The sequence below is a fragment of the Burkholderia sp. AU45251 genome (assembly GCF_030482905.1).
In the GTDB taxonomy this organism is placed as follows: domain Bacteria; phylum Pseudomonadota; class Gammaproteobacteria; order Burkholderiales; family Burkholderiaceae; genus Burkholderia; species Burkholderia aenigmatica.
Genome location: NZ_JAUJQH010000002.1, coordinates 178,331 through 193,972, shown reverse-complemented (window position 1 = coordinate 193,972; position 15,642 = coordinate 178,331). Strand labels below are relative to the sequence as shown.

16 protein-coding genes are annotated in these 15,642 nt (G+C 66.1%); 7 read left to right on the top strand and 9 right to left on the bottom strand.

Translation table 11 applies throughout. The features are described 5' to 3' along the window. Window positions 1-18 precede the first annotated feature (18 nt). Both QZM67_RS07560 and QZM67_RS07555 read right to left on the bottom strand, forming a co-directional pair. A complete protein-coding gene (locus QZM67_RS07560; protein ID WP_301801556.1) occupies window positions 19-867 on the bottom strand; it encodes a putative type VI secretion system effector in 849 nt (282 codons plus the stop codon). Between the two features lie 159 nt (window positions 868-1,026). Next, window positions 1,027-1,950 carry a LysR family transcriptional regulator gene (locus tag QZM67_RS07555; protein WP_301801555.1) on the bottom strand — a complete coding sequence of 308 codons (924 nt, stop codon included), beginning with the start codon at window positions 1,948-1,950 and terminating at the stop codon, window positions 1,027-1,029. Between the two features lie 67 nt (window positions 1,951-2,017). On the opposite strand from QZM67_RS07555, the gene QZM67_RS07550 reads away from it, so the two are divergent. Continuing rightward, window positions 2,018-2,635, top strand: a complete 618-nt coding sequence (locus QZM67_RS07550) for a LysE family translocator (protein ID WP_043184544.1) — start codon at window positions 2,018-2,020, stop codon at window positions 2,633-2,635. Window positions 2,636-2,702: 67 nt separating this feature from the next. Here QZM67_RS07550 and QZM67_RS07545 read toward each other — a convergent pair whose 3' ends face one another. Continuing rightward, a complete protein-coding gene (locus QZM67_RS07545) occupies window positions 2,703-4,178 on the bottom strand; it encodes a coniferyl aldehyde dehydrogenase (RefSeq protein WP_301801554.1) in 1,476 nt (491 codons plus the stop codon). A gap of 99 nt (window positions 4,179-4,277) precedes the next feature. Here QZM67_RS07545 and QZM67_RS07540 point away from each other — a divergent pair, with 99 nt between their 5' ends. Continuing rightward, entirely contained in the window at window positions 4,278-4,931 is a 654-nt protein-coding gene (locus QZM67_RS07540; RefSeq protein ID WP_301801553.1) for a TetR/AcrR family transcriptional regulator, read from the top strand. Window positions 4,932-5,063: 132 nt separating this feature from the next. Next, a complete protein-coding gene (locus QZM67_RS07535; protein ID WP_043184272.1) occupies window positions 5,064-5,747 on the top strand; it encodes a type 1 glutamine amidotransferase domain-containing protein in 684 nt (227 codons plus the stop codon). 25 nt (window positions 5,748-5,772) lie between these two features. On the opposite strand, the gene QZM67_RS07530 is transcribed toward QZM67_RS07535, so the two are convergent. The 4 genes from QZM67_RS07530 to QZM67_RS07515 form a co-directional block, all read right to left on the bottom strand. Further along, complete coding sequence (locus tag QZM67_RS07530; protein WP_301802181.1) at window positions 5,773-6,258, bottom strand: MerR family transcriptional regulator; 486 nt, start codon at window positions 6,256-6,258, stop codon at window positions 5,773-5,775. A gap of 131 nt (window positions 6,259-6,389) precedes the next feature. After that, entirely contained in the window at window positions 6,390-7,634 is a 1,245-nt protein-coding gene (locus QZM67_RS07525; protein WP_301801552.1) for a trans-acting enoyl reductase family protein, read from the bottom strand. Window positions 7,635-7,676: 42 nt separating this feature from the next. Further along, entirely contained in the window at window positions 7,677-8,594 is a 918-nt protein-coding gene (locus QZM67_RS07520) for an acetoacetate decarboxylase (protein ID WP_301801551.1), read from the bottom strand. A gap of 277 nt (window positions 8,595-8,871) precedes the next feature. Next, window positions 8,872-9,534: a glutathione S-transferase family protein gene (locus QZM67_RS07515; RefSeq protein ID WP_301802178.1), complete on the bottom strand. Its 663-nt coding sequence runs from the start codon at window positions 9,532-9,534 to the stop codon at window positions 8,872-8,874. A gap of 163 nt (window positions 9,535-9,697) precedes the next feature. Here QZM67_RS07515 and QZM67_RS07510 point away from each other — a divergent pair, with 163 nt between their 5' ends. Continuing rightward, window positions 9,698-10,624 (top strand): YafY family protein, encoded by a 927-nt coding sequence (locus QZM67_RS07510; protein WP_301801550.1) that lies wholly within the window; start codon window positions 9,698-9,700, stop codon window positions 10,622-10,624. Window positions 10,625-10,794: 170 nt separating this feature from the next. Beyond that, entirely contained in the window at window positions 10,795-11,202 is a 408-nt protein-coding gene (locus tag QZM67_RS07505) for a DUF3224 domain-containing protein (RefSeq protein WP_175020755.1), read from the top strand. Here QZM67_RS07505 and QZM67_RS07500 read toward each other — a convergent pair. Next, complete coding sequence (locus QZM67_RS07500) at window positions 11,196-11,414, bottom strand: hypothetical protein (RefSeq protein ID WP_175020756.1); 219 nt, start codon at window positions 11,412-11,414, stop codon at window positions 11,196-11,198. The genes QZM67_RS07505 and QZM67_RS07500 overlap by 7 nt on opposite strands. Continuing rightward, window positions 11,405-12,643, bottom strand: a complete 1,239-nt coding sequence (locus tag QZM67_RS07495; RefSeq protein WP_175020757.1) for an SfnB family sulfur acquisition oxidoreductase — start codon at window positions 12,641-12,643, stop codon at window positions 11,405-11,407. The genes QZM67_RS07500 and QZM67_RS07495 overlap by 10 nt, the downstream gene beginning before the upstream one ends. A 291-nt stretch (window positions 12,644-12,934) precedes the next feature. On the opposite strand from QZM67_RS07495, the gene QZM67_RS07490 reads away from it, so the two are divergent. Both QZM67_RS07490 and QZM67_RS07485 read left to right on the top strand, forming a co-directional pair. Continuing rightward, a complete protein-coding gene (locus QZM67_RS07490) occupies window positions 12,935-14,200 on the top strand; it encodes an acyl-CoA dehydrogenase family protein (protein WP_175020758.1) in 1,266 nt (421 codons plus the stop codon). Further along, window positions 14,197-15,597 carry an LLM class flavin-dependent oxidoreductase gene (locus tag QZM67_RS07485; RefSeq protein ID WP_043184262.1) on the top strand — a complete coding sequence of 467 codons (1,401 nt, stop codon included), beginning with the start codon at window positions 14,197-14,199 and terminating at the stop codon, window positions 15,595-15,597. The genes QZM67_RS07490 and QZM67_RS07485 overlap by 4 nt, the downstream gene beginning before the upstream one ends. Window positions 15,598-15,642: the final 45 nt, after the last annotated feature.

Genomic DNA, 15,642 nt, shown 5'->3' with positions numbered 1-15,642 from the left:
GGGCGTCCGATCGTCCTGTCACGCGTGCGGCGACGGCTCGTACCTGAAATAACTCAGGTTGAAGTACCAGTAAGGATCGGAGGTCGGAAGATCCTCGTTCGGCCGCGCCCGATTCGGCCATCGAGAGACCTTTCGCAAATTGAAATTCTGCGGATCGGGCCAGCCGAACGCCCGGAAGATGCACTCGGCCAGTTCATCTTCGATGCTGTTGCGGAACTTCCATTTCCCCAGGAAGTAAAAAAACATCATGACGATGGCACCTGCGACCAGTGCCCCTCCCATCATGATCGCGAAGTCGCCGATGCTGCCTTCGCCACGAAATAAGTTGATCCCCAGGAAGACGGCCATGATCAACTCCACGAACACGAAGAACCCCAGCGTGCCCTTCCGCTCGAATCGGCCACGCGCCTTCGTACCCATGATCGCATTCGGATAGATCGACACCACGGCGTCCGAATCGCGCTGGACCGCATAGGCGAAATAGCGGTGCTCGCCGATTTTTTCGGCGACGACCTTGACCGCCTCTCCACTGCGCATCGGCATCATCCACAGCACACCGTGAAAATGATTGCCGTCCATCTCGAACTCCACCCAGTCCGCTTCGTCTTTCCAGCTCGATCCGTCGGTCGCATCGACCATCACCCGCGCCTGGGCGCCCATGCCCAGCAACGTCGCCGCAATCGCGGTCGCCCCCACGACGCCCGCTGGCGGCGGAGGTATCTGAGGCGGGGCCGCCGCGCGCTTTTTCGACACACGGGCCAACGTGCCCTCCAACAGAACCAGATTGTCCTTCCACCCCGGCACCTGGCCTTCCGGTTTCCCGGCTGCGCGCCGGGCCGCGATCAATGCCTGCAGTTCGTCTTCCATCAGCCGCTCCATGAAGTGACGATCCACCCGATATGGCGCGGGGGCGCTCGTCTGTCGTGGCGTCTCGTCGGCGCACGCGCGTCGAAATTGTGCCATTGCCCGGACGATGCCTGCGCCGTTTTGCGTCACCCGTGAATGTCCATTCAGCCGCCCGCTCCCTCAAACCATCGCCCTCAACCACCCGAGCAAATCCGCCTGCGCACTCCCGGCCGCCACCGGTTCCGGCGTCAACAAGCAGTAATGCGAACCATCCTCGACGAATCCGAGCGGCGCGACCAGCACACCGCTTTCGATGTCGTCGCGAACGAGGTGCCACGGGCCGATCGCGACACCGAGCCCCGCGACGGCCGCCTGCAGGCTGAAGTAGAAATGGTCGAACGTCTGCCCGCGCCCGCCTGTGACGGGCTGATTCGCCGCTACCGACCATTCCTTCCACGCGTCCGGGCGTGTCCGCGTATGCAATGGCGGAGCGTCCTTCTTCAACGAGCGATCACCACGACGCGTGGCAAACCACGCATCGACTTTATCCGGCCGGCAAACCGGCCCGACCCGCTCTGCGAACAGACGCTCCGCGTGATACCCCGCTGGCCACGCAAAGTCATTGCGTCGAATCGCCATGTCGATGCCGCTGTCGAATGAAAACGGGCCGCCCGCGGCAGCCAGGTGAATGTCGACGCCCGTATGCCGCGCCTGAAAATCCGGCCAGCGCGGAATCAGCCAGCGCATCAGCAGCGTCGGCTCGCACGACAGGACCCAGCGCCGCGCCCGGGCGGCTTCGGTGCGCAATTCGTGCGCGGCGTGACGCATCAGGCCCAGCCCATCATGGACGGCCTGCGCCAGCTTGCGGCCCGCATCGGTCAGGAAGACGCGACGGCTGCGCCGCTGGAACAGCGCCACACCCAGGTCGTCCTCGAGCAGCCGCACCGCGCGGCTGACCGCGCCATGAGTCAGGCACAGCTCGTCGGCGGCACGGCTGAAATTCTCGTGACGCGCCGCCGCCTCGAAGCAACGCAAGGCCATCAGCGACGGCAGGCTGGCGCGAACGGATTGTGAGTCAATCTCACCATTCTGGTCAGAAATCATCGCTTTTCCCGATGTAACGTGACCCATAAGATTGCGTCATCAAGCCATCAATCGCAAGGACAAGACGATGACCGAACTGATAGTCGTAGTCACCATCACGCTGCTGGCCGTGATCAGCCCGGGCCCGGACTTCGCAATGGTCACGCGCAACAGCCTGATGCTGTCTCGCCGCTCGGGCGTGCTCACCGCGCTGGGTATCGGGCTCGGCGTGACGGTTCATGTGAGCTACACGCTGCTGGGCGTCGGCCTGCTGATCCGCCAGTCGCTGTGGCTCTTCAATGCCGTCAAGCTGGTCGGCGCGATCTACCTGATCTACCTGGGCGTGAAGATGCTCATGACGAAGGCAAGCAACGGGCAGCCCGACACACGCGTCGCGCCGCTGTCCGACCTGGCCGCACTGCGCACCGGCTTCCTGACCAATGCGCTGAACCCCAAGACCACGGTGTTCATCGTCAGCCTGTTCATGCAGGCCGTGCGGCCCGACACGCCGTTGATCGTGCAGATCGGCTACGGCGCGTTCATCGCCGTCGCACATGCCGGCTGGTTCAGCCTGGTGGCGCTGTGTTTTTCCGCAACGGCTGTCCGCGATCGCCTGCTGGCGCTGCGGCACTGGATCGACCGCACCTTCGGCTGCCTGCTCGTGGGCTTCGGCGTCGCGCTGGCCATCGCGCGCGGCGGGCGCTGATCTGAATTTCCGGGCCGCCGCGCTTCAAGGACACCATCGCACGCGCTGATCCGGCCCCGCGCCCGGTTCAGCGCTTCGCGGTCAATCCCGCCCGCACGCCCACCGGATCCCGGCTGCGCCCGAGCAGCGCCGCCAGCGACAGATCCGCGAGCTTCCCGAACGGCGCGCGCAGCAGGCTCGGCAGGTTCCAGCGCCCCAGCACGAACACGCCCTTCGCATGGCTCATCGCGCGGAATCCCTCGATGCCGTGATACGCGCCCATCCCGCTCGGGCCGACGCCGCCGAACGGCAAGTCTTCCTGCGCGACGTGCAGGAGCGTGTTGTTGATGCCGACATTGCCCGACGTGGTGCGCGAGAGCAACGACGCGCAGTCGCTGTCCTGCGCGCCGAAGTAATACAGCGCAAGCGGCCGCGGACGCGCATTCACGTAGTCGACGACCTCGTCGATCGTGCGATACGTGCGCACCGGCAGGATCGGCCCGAAGATTTCTTCCTGCATGACGGTCGTATCGTCGCCGGCCCCGACGATCAGCGTGGGCGCGAGCGTCCGCTTGCGGGTGGCCGCCTGCTGCGGATTCACGCCCGCCTCGATCACGCGCGCGCCTTTGCTGCGGGCTTCGTCGACGAGATTTTTCAAGCGATCGTAATGCCGGTCGCTGACGATCGACGTGTAGTCCGGGCTGGTCGGCCCTTCCGGATAGAAGCGCGCGACGGCCGCATCGTATTGCGTGACGAACGCGTCCAGGTCGTCTTCATGCACCAGCGCATAGTCGGGCGCCACGCAGGTCTGCCCGCCGTTCGACAGCTTGCCGAACACGATGCTGGACATCGTCCGGTCATCGACGTGCCCCCTCGCGACGATCGCCGGGCTCTTGCCGCCGAGTTCGAGCGTCACCGGCACCAGATTGTCGCTGGCCGCCTTCATGACCTTGCGGCCCACCTGCGTGCTGCCGGTAAACAGCAGATGATCGAACGGCAAGCCGCTGAACGCGGCGCCGACTTCCGGGCCGCCGAGCACGACCGCGACTTCTTCGATCGGGAAAGTCTCCGCGAGCATCCGGCGCATCACCTCGCTGGTGCGCGGCGTCAGCTCCGACGGCTTGAGCATCGCGCGGTTGCCCGCGGCCAGCGCGGTGGCCAGCGGAATGAACGTGAGCGCGAACGGGTAATTCCACGGCGCCATCACGCCGACGACACCCAGCGGCTGGTATTCCACGTGCGCCTGCCCCGCGCGATAGAAGATGCCGACGTGCCGGCGCTGCGGCTTCATGAAGCGGCGCAGGTTGCGCGTCAGATAGTCGATCGCCTGGATCACGCCGACCAGTTCCATGATCGCGGTCTCGTGTCGCGAGCGATGACCGAAATCGACGCTGACCGCTTCCTCCACTTCGCGGCGATACGCGAGCACCACGGCGCGCAGCCGCGCGAGCCGGGCCTTGCGCTGCTGCATGCTCGGCGGCCCCTCGCTGACGAATGCGTTGCGCTGGCGGGCCAGCAACACCGCCGGGTCGAAGCTCGAGCTGGATTCTGCGGAAACGGCCATGGTGCACCTCACGAGGTTGCGTCGATGTAGACACTGTCAACTTGCATGCGGCCGATCATAGGACCACAATGTGTTCCCTGTCAACATAGGAGCAACACGATGTCGTCGGATGGGGATGCGGATGCCGGGCAGAAGGCTTATCACCATGGGGATCTGCGTCGCGCGATCATCGATACCGCGCTCGACACGCTGCAGGAGCAACAGGGCTGGCAGTTCACGCTGCGTGAAATCGCGCGGCGCGCGAACGTCAGCCACTCCGCGCCGTACCGGCATTTCCCGGACAAGGCCGCGTTGCTGCACGAGCTCGCACTGATCGGCTTCGATCGCCTGCGCGACGATCTCGCCGCGTCCGTCGATCCCGCAACCGATGCACCGGACGTGCTGCTCGCCCTCGCCTATGCCCATCTCGCGTTCGGGCAGCGCAACCCGGATCTCTATCGACTGATGTTTGCCGCGGATGCCGGGGAGCCTTCGGACATCCATCTCGATCCGCGCGTGCAAGCGCCCTTCCTGCTGGTCGTCGACATCCTGGAGCGCGGCCAGCGCGCCGGCACGATCCGCCCGCGCCCCGCGCTCGGCCAGGCGACCGCCTGCTGGGCGCATCTGCATGGCCTGACGATGCTGGCGATCGACGGGCGGCTGGTGCGCGAGAAGGTCGGCGACCACGCGATCGAAGATGCGCTGACCACCTTGCTGGACGGACTCGTGCTGCCCGCCACGCCCGCGCGGGCGGCCAGGACGAAAAGGCCTTGACCTTCGACTTTGCTTAAAGGTTATGGTTTGCCTCGGCAGCGTATCGAGGTCGTGGGTATGTGCAATGCCATCCGACAATCCGGCGGTGCGTCGACGACGTCCGCCCATGGCCGATGAAAGGGAAACCGCATCATGAGCAAGCGCATCCTTCACGTCGTGAGCAACGTCGCGCACTACGCCGATCCGTCGCAACCGACCGGCCTGTGGCTGTCCGAACTGACCCATGCGCATCACATCTTCGCGGCAAAAGGCTATGAGCAGCAGCTCGTGAGCCCCAAGGGCGGCGTGTCGCCGCTGGAGCCGCGCTCGCTCAAATGGCCTCATGCGGACGCCGCCGCGAAAGCGTGGCGAGCCGACCAGGCCAACGCGGCGCTGCTGGCCACCACCGCACGCCCCGACGAGATCGATCCGGCCGATTTCGATGCGATCTACTTCACCGGCGGCCATGCGGTGATGTGGGACTACCCGGACGATGCGGGGCTGCAGCGCCTTACGCGCGAGATCTACGAGCACGGCGGCGTCGTGTCGTCGGTCTGTCACGGCTACTGCGGGCTGCTGAACACCAAACTATCGGACGGCTCGCTGCTGGTTGCCGGACGCCGGATCACCGGCTACTCGTGGGTGGAGGAAATCCTGGCCGGCGTCGCGAAGAAGGTGCCCTACAACGTCGAGCAGCAGATGCAACAGCGTGGCGCGCGCTACGAGAAGGCGCTGCTGCCGTTCACGTCGAACGTCGTCGTCGACGGCCGCCTCGTGACCGGCCAGAATCCGCAATCGGCAAAGGCGACCGCGGAACAGGTCGTCGCGTTGCTGTGATGTGATGTGATGCGCCGGCGCGCCGCTAGGCGCGGGGTGACCGGCGGCGCGCAACCGCTTCGTCGCGATCGGCGGCGGCAGTCGCAGCCTCGCCGCCATCCGCCGCATTCCCGGGCGGGATGCGTGACAGCAATCGTTTCGCATGGGTTGCACAATCGACCGACTCCGGTTTTGCGGCGATGTCGGCGATCAGCGACACGATCTGCGCCTTGCTTCGCGCGAGCCGCGCCTCCAGTGCCTCGATGTCCTGCACCTTGCGGCAGAGTGCTTCCAGCAACGAATCGCAGGGCCACTGCGCGAGGTCGGCCGGCATCAGCGTACGGATCTCTTCAAGACTGAAATCCGCCTTCTGCGCGGCCGTGATCAGGTCGAGCACCGTCACCGCTTCCTGCGGATAGGTGCGATAGCCGTTCGCTTCGCGCTCGACGAGCGCCAACAGACCGATGCGCTCGTAAAAGCGGATGCGCGAAGGGGTAAGGCCGGTGCGTTCCGCCAGTTCCCCGATCTTCATGTTCCGATACTCCCCGGCCGGATTACATCCGGCCATCTGCCCCGTCGTGACTGTCAGTCGTCTCCTGATGTTGATTCGCAATCCGATCTTTATCGGCTTTCTGTCGACTAGCGAGCGGACGGCACACGCGCTCAAATCACGTCGAAGCGCAACCCCGCATGGCGCACCAACCGCTCGATGTAGCGCTCGTCGAACATCGTTGCAGGCGTCCAGAAGCCGCCGCCGCGTCCGGTCTTGACGCCATTGCCAACGCAATCCAGTGCGAGACTGATCGCGGCCTGGCCGAGCATCTTGCCGGTGGAGCCGTAGCCCGGATCGCGGTCGCCGGTGACTTTCACGCGCAAGGTCTTCCCGTCGTCGGTGCGGCCGAAGAATCGCAGATCGTAGCGGCCGGCCAGTTGCGCCGCGGCGCTCGGCCCCTCGCCGGGCTTCGGCAGCAGGAAGCGCTCCATCAGGCTGCGCACCGGCTTGATGACGACACCCACCATGAACGCGCCAAGGCCGGCCACCATCGTCACCGCGGTCAGGCGGCCCTTGAGGCCCGTGCCCGTCATCACCGCTTCGTCATACGTGAAGCGGCTGCCGTACGCGTTGCCGGCCAGTGCATTGGAGCGATGCACGACACGTTCGTTGATCGCCGCCATCACGAAGGGCGCGATCCACGCGTCGAAGTCGCGATCGAACGCGGCGGATCGCACCGCATGCTGGCGTGCCGTAAAACCATGTCCCTTCGGGCACAGCGAATAAGGATCGAGCAGTTCCCTGCGCAACGCGGGATCCGCCGCCGCTTCCCGAACGACGTTGATCACGCTCGCCACCGTGCCGCCCGACGCGCCGCCCTTCAGCGTTTTCACACGCATCTTCACCTGCGCGGCCGGTACGCCCCACTGTTGCCGCGCCTGTTGCTGCAGGAAGAACACGCCCATGTCCGACGGCACCGAATCGAAGCCGCAGCAATGAACGATGCGCGCACCGGATTGCCGGGCCGCCGGTTCGTACTTGTCGATCATCCGTTTGATCCACTGCGTCTCGCCGGTGAGGTCGCAGTAGTCGGTGCCGGTTTCCGCGCAGATCCTGACCAGCGGCTCCCCGTAAAGCGCATAGGGGCCGACGGTGGACACGACCACCCGCGTCTGCGCGCAGAGCGCTCGAAGCTGCGCTTCGTCGGCCGCATCGGCAACGATGATCGGTACCGACTGCCCGGCCGCGCCCAGCGTATCCCTGACCTGCCTGAGCTTCGCTTCGGAACGGCCGGCGATGGCCCAGCGCAGCGTCTCGCCGGCACCCGACAGGTACTCGGACAGGTAGCGGGCGAGAATCTGCCCGACAAAACTGGTGGCGCCAAATACGACGAGATCGTGAGTCGGCCGGGTCATGGGCGGTTCCTTCGCGCGGGCGTGCCGCGGCGTTGCGTGGCGTCAGCGTTGCTTTCCGGGTTCATCGAAGGCCTTCAACGAGGTCGGCAGGTTCAGCACCAGTTGCGCATCCTTCACTACGTCGAGACGCAGGATGGTGGACGCGCCAAGCCCGTCGAGCAGCTGGCTCAACGGACCGCCGTGCCGCACCAGCTCGACATTGCGCGGCAACAGGCGCTGGGCGAACGATAACGCATTCGTCTGCACCGATGTCTGGTGCCATTCGCCGTCGATGCGATTGATCATCGTCGACGTGCCCATGTGCGACTGCGACGCGACCTGGGTCAGCTCGGGCATCGGCACGCTCAGGCTCAGGTCCGGCCGGCCGCCCGGGCCGGCAATGCGGGCGGTGGCGGTGGCGCCGAGGTTCACGTCGATATCGGCGAGCCACTTGGGCAGCTGATAGCCATGCACGCCGCGCACCCGCGCGATGTCCGTGGTGACCGGCAGCGCCAGCACGTGCGCGAAGAAGCTCCGGCGCCGCATCGAATCGATCAGCTCGAGCGCATGCGACCCGGTTGCACCGGGCCGGCGGATGACCACCGCGACGGACACTTCGTCATACGGATCGTTGTCGCACACCGAATACGAGAAGAAGGTCAGCGCGGCCAGCCCGTATCCGGGAAGCGCGCGCAGCGGTTCGAGCGGCACCGGCAGCGTGGTCCGCAGGCGTTCGAGCGGTGCCAGAAACAGCAGCTGAATGCTGCTGGAACGGTAGTAGAAATTCGGCGCCCAGGTCGGGCCGACCCTTGACGCGACCTGACGCTTCGGAATCCGACGGAAAAAATCGATGTTCCCCGCCGCGGGATCGCGCGCCACCTCGTCGAGGTCAGGATTCATCCGGAACCGGTCGTAATACCCGCCTTCGGGCACGTCGACCTTGTGCGGCCCGAATTCGACCTGTGTAAACCGCCTGTCCATGTTCGTCGCCTCTCGTCGATGATCGACCGTGGCAGGCAACACCCGAAGCCTGCTGACTCACTGCCGTCAGCAAGCACTCTAAGATTTAAGTCAACTTTAAGGTCAAGGGCCCGAATAGAGGGGCGCGTCGGATTGCTCATGGCATGCCCACGTCCAACGCCGAGACGATCAACGCCGATCTGCTCGCGTTCATCCGCGGCTGAACGCCGAGCACCCCGCTGCGGCCTTCCGTTGCCATCGCGGCTGAAGGCCGTCTTCCACCCGCTCTCGAACGCAGCTAGTCGAGCGCGCGAAGAAAATCGGGGACCGCCTCTCCGATCGAGACAAGATAGCCGGCCATCGCGCCGGCGACCTTGCGCACGGCGGGACGCGCCGTCATCCGTTCACGCCACGCGAGCAGGCGGGGCGTTTCGTCCGTCATCGGCGCGCCCTTGCGCGCGCCGAACAACTGCGCCATGTAGAACGCGATGTCGGCGCAGGAATACGTTTCGGCCAGAAACTCGCGATCCGCCAACACGCGCTCCATGCGCCGATAGTAGTGCGCCGCTTCCGCGCGCGCGGCCTGTGCCGCCGGATCGTCGGGCGTCGCTTCCAGCCCCATCAGCCGGACGACGTGCGGAAAATAGACTTCGTCGCTGCAGTGTTCGAGCTGACGCGCAATGGCGCGCGCCGTTGGATGCGCCGGCCATAGCGCGGGATCGGGCTTCAGATCCTCGAGATACTCGAAGATCTGCGTGGAATCGAACAGCTCCAGATCACCGTCGATCAGCACCGGCACCTGCCGCTTCGGGTTGATCCGCAACACATCCGGATGCTTGGGATCGTAGCCGCGCAGTTGGCTGAACGGCACCATCACCAGCTCGAAGTCGATGCCCTTCTCGTGCGCCGCAATCTCTACCTTCGCGCCGAACATGCTCAGCGGCCCGGAAATGATCTTCATGGTTCGTTCCTCCGTGATGTCGTGTCGATGAAACGGATCGGGAATGCGGCAAAGCATAAGCCCGATAACATGACATCTCATGTCAGGTATTTGAGGTAACGTGTCGCCCATGAAAGCGAGCCGCCTGTTGTCGATCATGATGATGCTGCAAGCGCGCGGCCGGATGACCGCACCGGCGCTCGCCGACGCGCTGGAGGTGTCCGAGCGCACGATCCTGCGCGATATCGACCAGCTCTCCACGGCCGGCGTGCCGATCTGGGGCGATCGCGGCCGCAACGGCGGCTTTCAGTTGAGTGACGGCTGGCGTACCGATCTCACGGGGCTCACCGAGCATGAAGCGCACGCGCTGATTCTGGCGGGCCTGCCCGGGCCCGCGAGCGAACTGGGCCTCGACGGCATGGCGACCTCCGCGCGACTGAAGATGATGGCCAGCCTGTCGCCCGGCTCGCGCGAGCACGCCGATCGCGTCGCCAGCCGGCTGCACGTCGACACCGTGGATTGGTACCGGGCCCAGGAGACGCCGGCATTCCTGCGTGAAGTCGCCGATGCGGTGTGGGGGGCGTACCGCATCGATGTGAAGTATCAGAGCTGGCGCGGCGTGTCGCGCCGCGAACTCGAGCCGCTCGGCCTGGTGCTCAAGGGTGGCGCCTGGTACCTGGTTGCCCGGGTGGTCGGCAAGCCCGGCGCACTCACGTTCCGGGTCGCGAATATCCTCGAACTCGACGCATCGCGCCGCCGCTTCAAGCGCCCCGCGCGATTCGACCTGGCAACGCACTGGCGCGACGCGATGAGCCGGTACGAGACCGAGCTCAATCGGTTGACCGCCCATATCGCCGTGTCGCCGCGCGGCGAAACCTGGCTGGCCAACGCACGGATCAAGACCGTGCCTGCCGCGCAGGACGCCAGCAGCGCGGAGGTGCCGCCGGGATGGAAAGTGTTCCTGATGCCCATCGAATCCATCGAGCACGGCGCACGGAAGCTCCTGGGGTACGGCGCACACGTGAAAATCCTCGGGCCGCAGGCGCTCAAGGATGAATTCATCGAAGCGTTGTCGCAGGTGAAAGCGCTTTATCAGGCAGGCGACGATTGAAGCGTTGCCGTTTGCGTCGATGAGGCTTCGGCGATTCGAAACATTGGAACCCCTGCGCCTTCGTCACGTACGAAGTCGCACCTTTCAATGTCTCGCGTCGACGCGACCGTCATCCGCCCGAGTCCGGTTGGCTTATAGTGCGGGTTGCCGATTCGACAAGGAGCGCTGCAATGACCCTGCTGGCCAATGGTCCGTTTGAAGTGAAGCTGAATCCGGAAACCCTGAGTACCGTCGCGGAACAGACCGGGCTCGGTCGCATGTCGTTGGACAAGCAGTATCACGGCGACCTCGAAGCCGTCAGTCACGGCGAGATGCTCGCGTTTCGAAGCAGTATCCAGGGCTCGGCGGGCTATGTGGCCATGGAAACCGTGCAGGGCGTGCTGGGCGGCCGCCACGGCAGCTTTGTCCTGCAGCACAGTTCCACCATGACTCGCGGACAGCCGCAGCAGTCGATCACCGTCGTGCCCGACTCCGGCACGGGAGAATTGCTGGGACTCTCCGGCGCGATGATCATCACCATCGAAAGCGGCCGGCATTCGTACCGCTTCGACTACACGCTGCCTGACTCGCCTCAGTAAGCGGGCTTATGGGGATGCTGCGACTTCATCGCGTCGCCGCGCTGGTGCGGTAACGCCCTCTGTGCAGCATTCACCTGCTCGATACCCGGCGATTGCGCCTCGACGAAGGCATTGCCGGGTTCGCTCATGGTCGTGCGAATGCGTTCGGGCGCGGCGACGCATTCAACCATCGCCGCAGCATAACGCCACGATCGCAACGGGTTCAATTCCACGCATGGCGCGCCGGCCGCACGCCGTTCAGGTAGTAGTTGCCGACGAGGTGATATTTCCAGCGCACCGGATCGTGCAGCGTATGCGTGCGTGCATTGCGCCAGTGCCGGTCGAGGTTGTGCTCGGCCAGCGTCGCCTGCGTGCCGGCCAGCTCGAACAGCTTCTCGCCCGCGAGCAGCGCGATCTCCGTCGTCAGCACCTTCGCCTCGCCCACCGCCACCGACGCGCGCGCGACCTCGTCCTCGGTCACGTCGCCGCGCGCCGCGATCTCGTCGAGCGTACGCGCCGCGCGCTCGAGCAGCGCCTCCGCCGCATGCAGCTGGATGTGTAGACGGCCGATCTCGCGGATCGTCAACGGATCGTCGGCCGCCCGCTCGACGCCGCTGTCGACCCACGGCCGCGTGCGCGCGCGCACGAACGCCAGCGTATCGTCGAGCGCGGCCCTGGCGATGCCCGCGTCGATCGCGGCCTGGATGATCTGCGACAGCGGGCCGTTCAGCGTCGGCAGATCCGACACGCGCTGGGCCGGCAGCACGTGCGACGCCGGCACCCGCACGTTGTCGAGCACGACGGTGCCGCTCGCGGTGGTCCGCTGCCCGAACCCCGACCAGTCGTCGATCACGGTCAGCCCCGGCGCCGGCTGGCGAACGTACGCGAGCCACGCGCGGCGCTCGTCGTCGAGGCCGAGCACCGGCACGTAATGCGCGAACAGCGCGCCGGTCGAATAGAACTTGGTGCCGTCGACGACGTAATCGTCGCCGTCCCGGCGCACCCGCGTCTTCAGGTCGAGCACGTGCTTCGTGCCCTTCTCGGAAAAGCCGTTGCCGAACCGCTTGCCGCTCAGCACTTCCGCGAAGAAGTGGCGCTTCTGCGCGTCGGTGCCGGTCAGCGCGATCACGTCGACCAACCCGAAATGATTCTGCGGCAACTGCCCGAGCGACGCATCGGCCGCCGCGACGATCTTCACCACCTCCGTCAGCGTCACATGCGACACGCCCGCGCCGCCGTACGCCTTCGGCACGGTGATGGCCCACAGCCCCGACTGCGAGAACCATTCGATCTCGTCACGCGGCAGCCGGCGCTCCCGGTCGCGTTCGGCCGCCCCTTGCGCGAGCCGCTGCGCCAGTGCATGCGCGGCCGCGATGGCCTGCGCGTCGTCGGCGATCACGCGCGCTACCTGTGGTTGCGTATCGGCCGGCCGTTCCTGAATCGTGGCGCTCGTCTCTGACATCGGGCTCTCCTGCTGATTGACGGACACATTCAATCTAGCAGCGCGCCGCGTGCCGGCAAACCGAGCGATTCGCACAACGATATTCCTTCGCATGACAAACGATGCGGCACGTCGCTTGCAGCAAACCGCGCGTCAGCGACGATATCGACGCCCAGGCATCGATGCCATGCCGCCTCGCCCGCGTAATACCCGGTGGCGATAACGATGTACGAATCCGTTATTGGATCGTCCGCAGCGTGCTTCCTATACTGGCCTGCCGGCATCGACGGCCCCGCCTTTCAAGGACCCCGTATGACTTCGTCTCCCGCAGCAACCGAACTTTCCACCGGCACCGACTATGACGCGCTGGCCGGCCGCTTCAGGCCGATCTTCGAACGCATCGCGGCCGGCACCGCCGAACGCGAACGCCGCCGCGAACTGCCGCACGAGGCGATCGGCTGGCTGAAGGCCGCCGGCTTCGGCGCCGTGCGGCTGCCGGTGCGCGACGGCGGCGCCGGCGCGTCGCTGCCGCAGCTGTTTCGGCTGCTGACCGAACTCGCTGCGGCCGATTCCAATCTGCCGCAGGCATTGCGCGGGCACTTCGCGTTCGTCGAGGACTGGCTGAACGTGCCGCCCGACGCCGATCGCCAGACGTGGTTCGACCGCTTCGCGAGCGGCCAGCTCGTCGGCAATGCGTGGACCGAAACCGGCGACGTGGCGCTCGGCCAGACCATCACGAAGGTCTCGAAAAAGCATGGCCGCCTCGTGCTGAACGGCCGGAAGTTCTACAGCACCGGCAGCCTGTTCGCAGACTGGATCGACGTGTTCGCGCAACGTGCGGACGACGGCAGCGACGTGATCGTCGCCGTCGCAACCGCGCAGCCCGGCGTGATCCGCGAAGACGACTGGGACGGCTTCGGCCAGACCACGACCGGCAGCGGCACCACCCGCTTCGAGGACGCGACGGTCGATGCACGGGACGTAATCGACTTCGCGCGACGCTTCAAGTACCAGACCGCGTTCTACCAGCTCTTCCACGTCGCGACGCTGGCCGGCATCGGCCACGCGATCGTGCGCGATGCAGCCGGCCTGGTGCGCCGCCGCACCCGCGTGTACAGCCACGGCAACGCCCCGCGCGCGGCCGACGATGCCCAGCTGCAACAGGTGATCGGCGAGATCGCGTCGTGGGCCTATGCGGCCGACGCGCTCGCACTGCGCGCCGCGCAGCCGCTGCAACGGGCCTACGAAGCGCACTTCGGCGGCGACGCAACGGCCGAGCACGATGCCAACGTCGCGGCCGAGATCGAATCCGCGCAGAGCCAGCTCGTCGTGTCGGACCTCGTGCTGCGCGCGGCGACGCGCCTGTTCGACGCGCTCGGTGCGTCCTCGACCCGCAGCACGACGGCGCTCGACCGCCACTGGCGCAACGCGCGCACCGTGTCGTCGCACAATCCGCTCGTCTACAAGGCGCGGATCGTCGGCGACTGGGTCATCAACGGACGCACGCCGCCGTTCGTCTGGCAGGTCGGTAACGGCACGGGCACAAGCACGCATGCAGAGGCAGGAGCCGCACAATGAGCAAGACCATCCGTTTCAATGCGTTCGAGATGAACTGCGTCGGCCACCAGTCGCCCGGGCTGTGGGCCCATCCGCGCGACCGGTCGTGGCAGTACAAGGACCTCGACTACTGGACCGACCTCGCCCGCGTGCTCGAACGCGGGATTTTCGATGCGATCTTCATCGCGGACGTGATCGGCTATTACGACGTCTACAAAGGCAGCAACTACCACGCGCTGCACCAGGCCGCGCAGATCCCGGTGAACGATCCGCTGCAGCTCGCCGCGCCGATCGCGATGGCGACCGAGCATCTCGGCATCGGCATCACCGCATCGACGACGTTCGAACACCCGTACACGTTCGCGCGCCGGCTGTCGACCGCCGACCATCACACGAAGGGCCGGCTCGCGTGGAATATCGTCACGTCCTACCTCGAAAGCGGCGCGAAGAACGTCGGCGATCACGGCTTGCGCACGCACGATGATCGCTACGCGGTCGCAGCCGAATACGTCGAGGTGCTGTACAAGCTGTTCGAGGGCAGCTGGGAAGACGGCGCGGTGGTGCGCGACCGCGACGGCCGCGTGTTCACGCATCCGGAGAAGGTGCACGAGATCGGCCACAAGGGGCGCTTCTTCGACGTGCCCGGCTACCACTTGTGCGAACCGTCGCCGCAGCGCACGCCGGTGCTGTTCCAGGCCGGCGCGTCCGGCCCCGGCAAGGCGTTCGCCGCGCAGCACGCGGAATGCGTGTTCGTCGCCGCGCCGACCCGCCCGCAGCTCGCGCGCTACGTGGCCGACGTGCGCGCGCAGGCCGCCGCCGCGGGGCGCGACGCGAGCCAGGTCTTGATCTACAACCTCGTCACCGTGATCGTCGACGAAACCGACGAGAAAGCGCAGGCCAAGTTCGACGAATATCGCAAGTACGTGTCGTATGACGGCTCGCTGGTGTTCATGTCCGGCTGGACCGGCATCGACTTCGGCCAGTACGCACCGAACGATCCCGTCCGGCGCGTCGAAACGAATGCGATCGTGTCGGCGGTCGAGCATCTGGCGGGCGGCGACACCGCATGGACGATCGAGGAACTGGCGGCCTGGGGCGGCATCGGCGGCCTGGGCCCGGTCTTCGTCGGCTCGGCGGCGACCGTCGCGGACATCCTGCAGGAATGGGTCGCCGCCACCGACGTGGACGGCTTCAACCTCGCGTATGCGGTTGCGCACGAAACCTTCGAGGATGTCGTGCGTTATCTCGTCCCCGAGCTGCAGCGGCGCGGCGTGTATCCGACCGGTTATGCGCCGGGCACGCTGCGCGAGAAGCTGTTCGGCGGATCGGCTCGGCTGCCGGACGAACATCCGGCCGCGCAATTCCGCGACATCGAGCAGGTCAAGCGCGATGCCGAACAGGTGGCGGCCTACGCGTGACGTGAATGTGACGGCGGGTCGGTCCGCGTGTCCGCGAGCGGGCCG

What these genes read in the sequence shown, in the direction of transcription:
- QZM67_RS07560 (WP_301801556.1), bottom strand. Translation starts at nt 867, where the DNA reads ATGGAAGACGAACTGCAGGCATTGATCGCGGCCCGGCGCGCAGCCGGG.
- QZM67_RS07555 (WP_301801555.1), bottom strand. Translation starts at nt 1,950, where the DNA reads ATGATTTCTGACCAGAATGGTGAGATTGACTCACAATCCGTTCGCGCC.
- QZM67_RS07550 (WP_043184544.1), top strand. Translation starts at nt 2,018, where the DNA reads ATGACCGAACTGATAGTCGTAGTCACCATCACGCTGCTGGCCGTGATC.
- QZM67_RS07545 (WP_301801554.1), bottom strand. Translation starts at nt 4,178, where the DNA reads ATGGCCGTTTCCGCAGAATCCAGCTCGAGCTTCGACCCGGCGGTGTTG.
- QZM67_RS07540 (WP_301801553.1), top strand. Translation starts at nt 4,278, where the DNA reads ATGTCGTCGGATGGGGATGCGGATGCCGGGCAGAAGGCTTATCACCAT.
- QZM67_RS07535 (WP_043184272.1), top strand. Translation starts at nt 5,064, where the DNA reads ATGAGCAAGCGCATCCTTCACGTCGTGAGCAACGTCGCGCACTACGCC.
- QZM67_RS07530 (WP_301802181.1), bottom strand. Translation starts at nt 6,258, where the DNA reads ATGAAGATCGGGGAACTGGCGGAACGCACCGGCCTTACCCCTTCGCGC.
- QZM67_RS07525 (WP_301801552.1), bottom strand. Translation starts at nt 7,634, where the DNA reads ATGACCCGGCCGACTCACGATCTCGTCGTATTTGGCGCCACCAGTTTT.
- QZM67_RS07520 (WP_301801551.1), bottom strand. Translation starts at nt 8,594, where the DNA reads ATGGACAGGCGGTTTACACAGGTCGAATTCGGGCCGCACAAGGTCGAC.
- QZM67_RS07515 (WP_301802178.1), bottom strand. Translation starts at nt 9,534, where the DNA reads ATGAAGATCATTTCCGGGCCGCTGAGCATGTTCGGCGCGAAGGTAGAG.
- QZM67_RS07510 (WP_301801550.1), top strand. Translation starts at nt 9,698, where the DNA reads ATGACCGCACCGGCGCTCGCCGACGCGCTGGAGGTGTCCGAGCGCACG.
- QZM67_RS07505 (WP_175020755.1), top strand. Translation starts at nt 10,795, where the DNA reads ATGACCCTGCTGGCCAATGGTCCGTTTGAAGTGAAGCTGAATCCGGAA.
- QZM67_RS07495 (WP_175020757.1), bottom strand. Translation starts at nt 12,643, where the DNA reads ATGTCAGAGACGAGCGCCACGATTCAGGAACGGCCGGCCGATACGCAA.
- QZM67_RS07490 (WP_175020758.1), top strand. Translation starts at nt 12,935, where the DNA reads ATGACTTCGTCTCCCGCAGCAACCGAACTTTCCACCGGCACCGACTAT.
- QZM67_RS07485 (WP_043184262.1), top strand. Translation starts at nt 14,197, where the DNA reads ATGAGCAAGACCATCCGTTTCAATGCGTTCGAGATGAACTGCGTCGGC.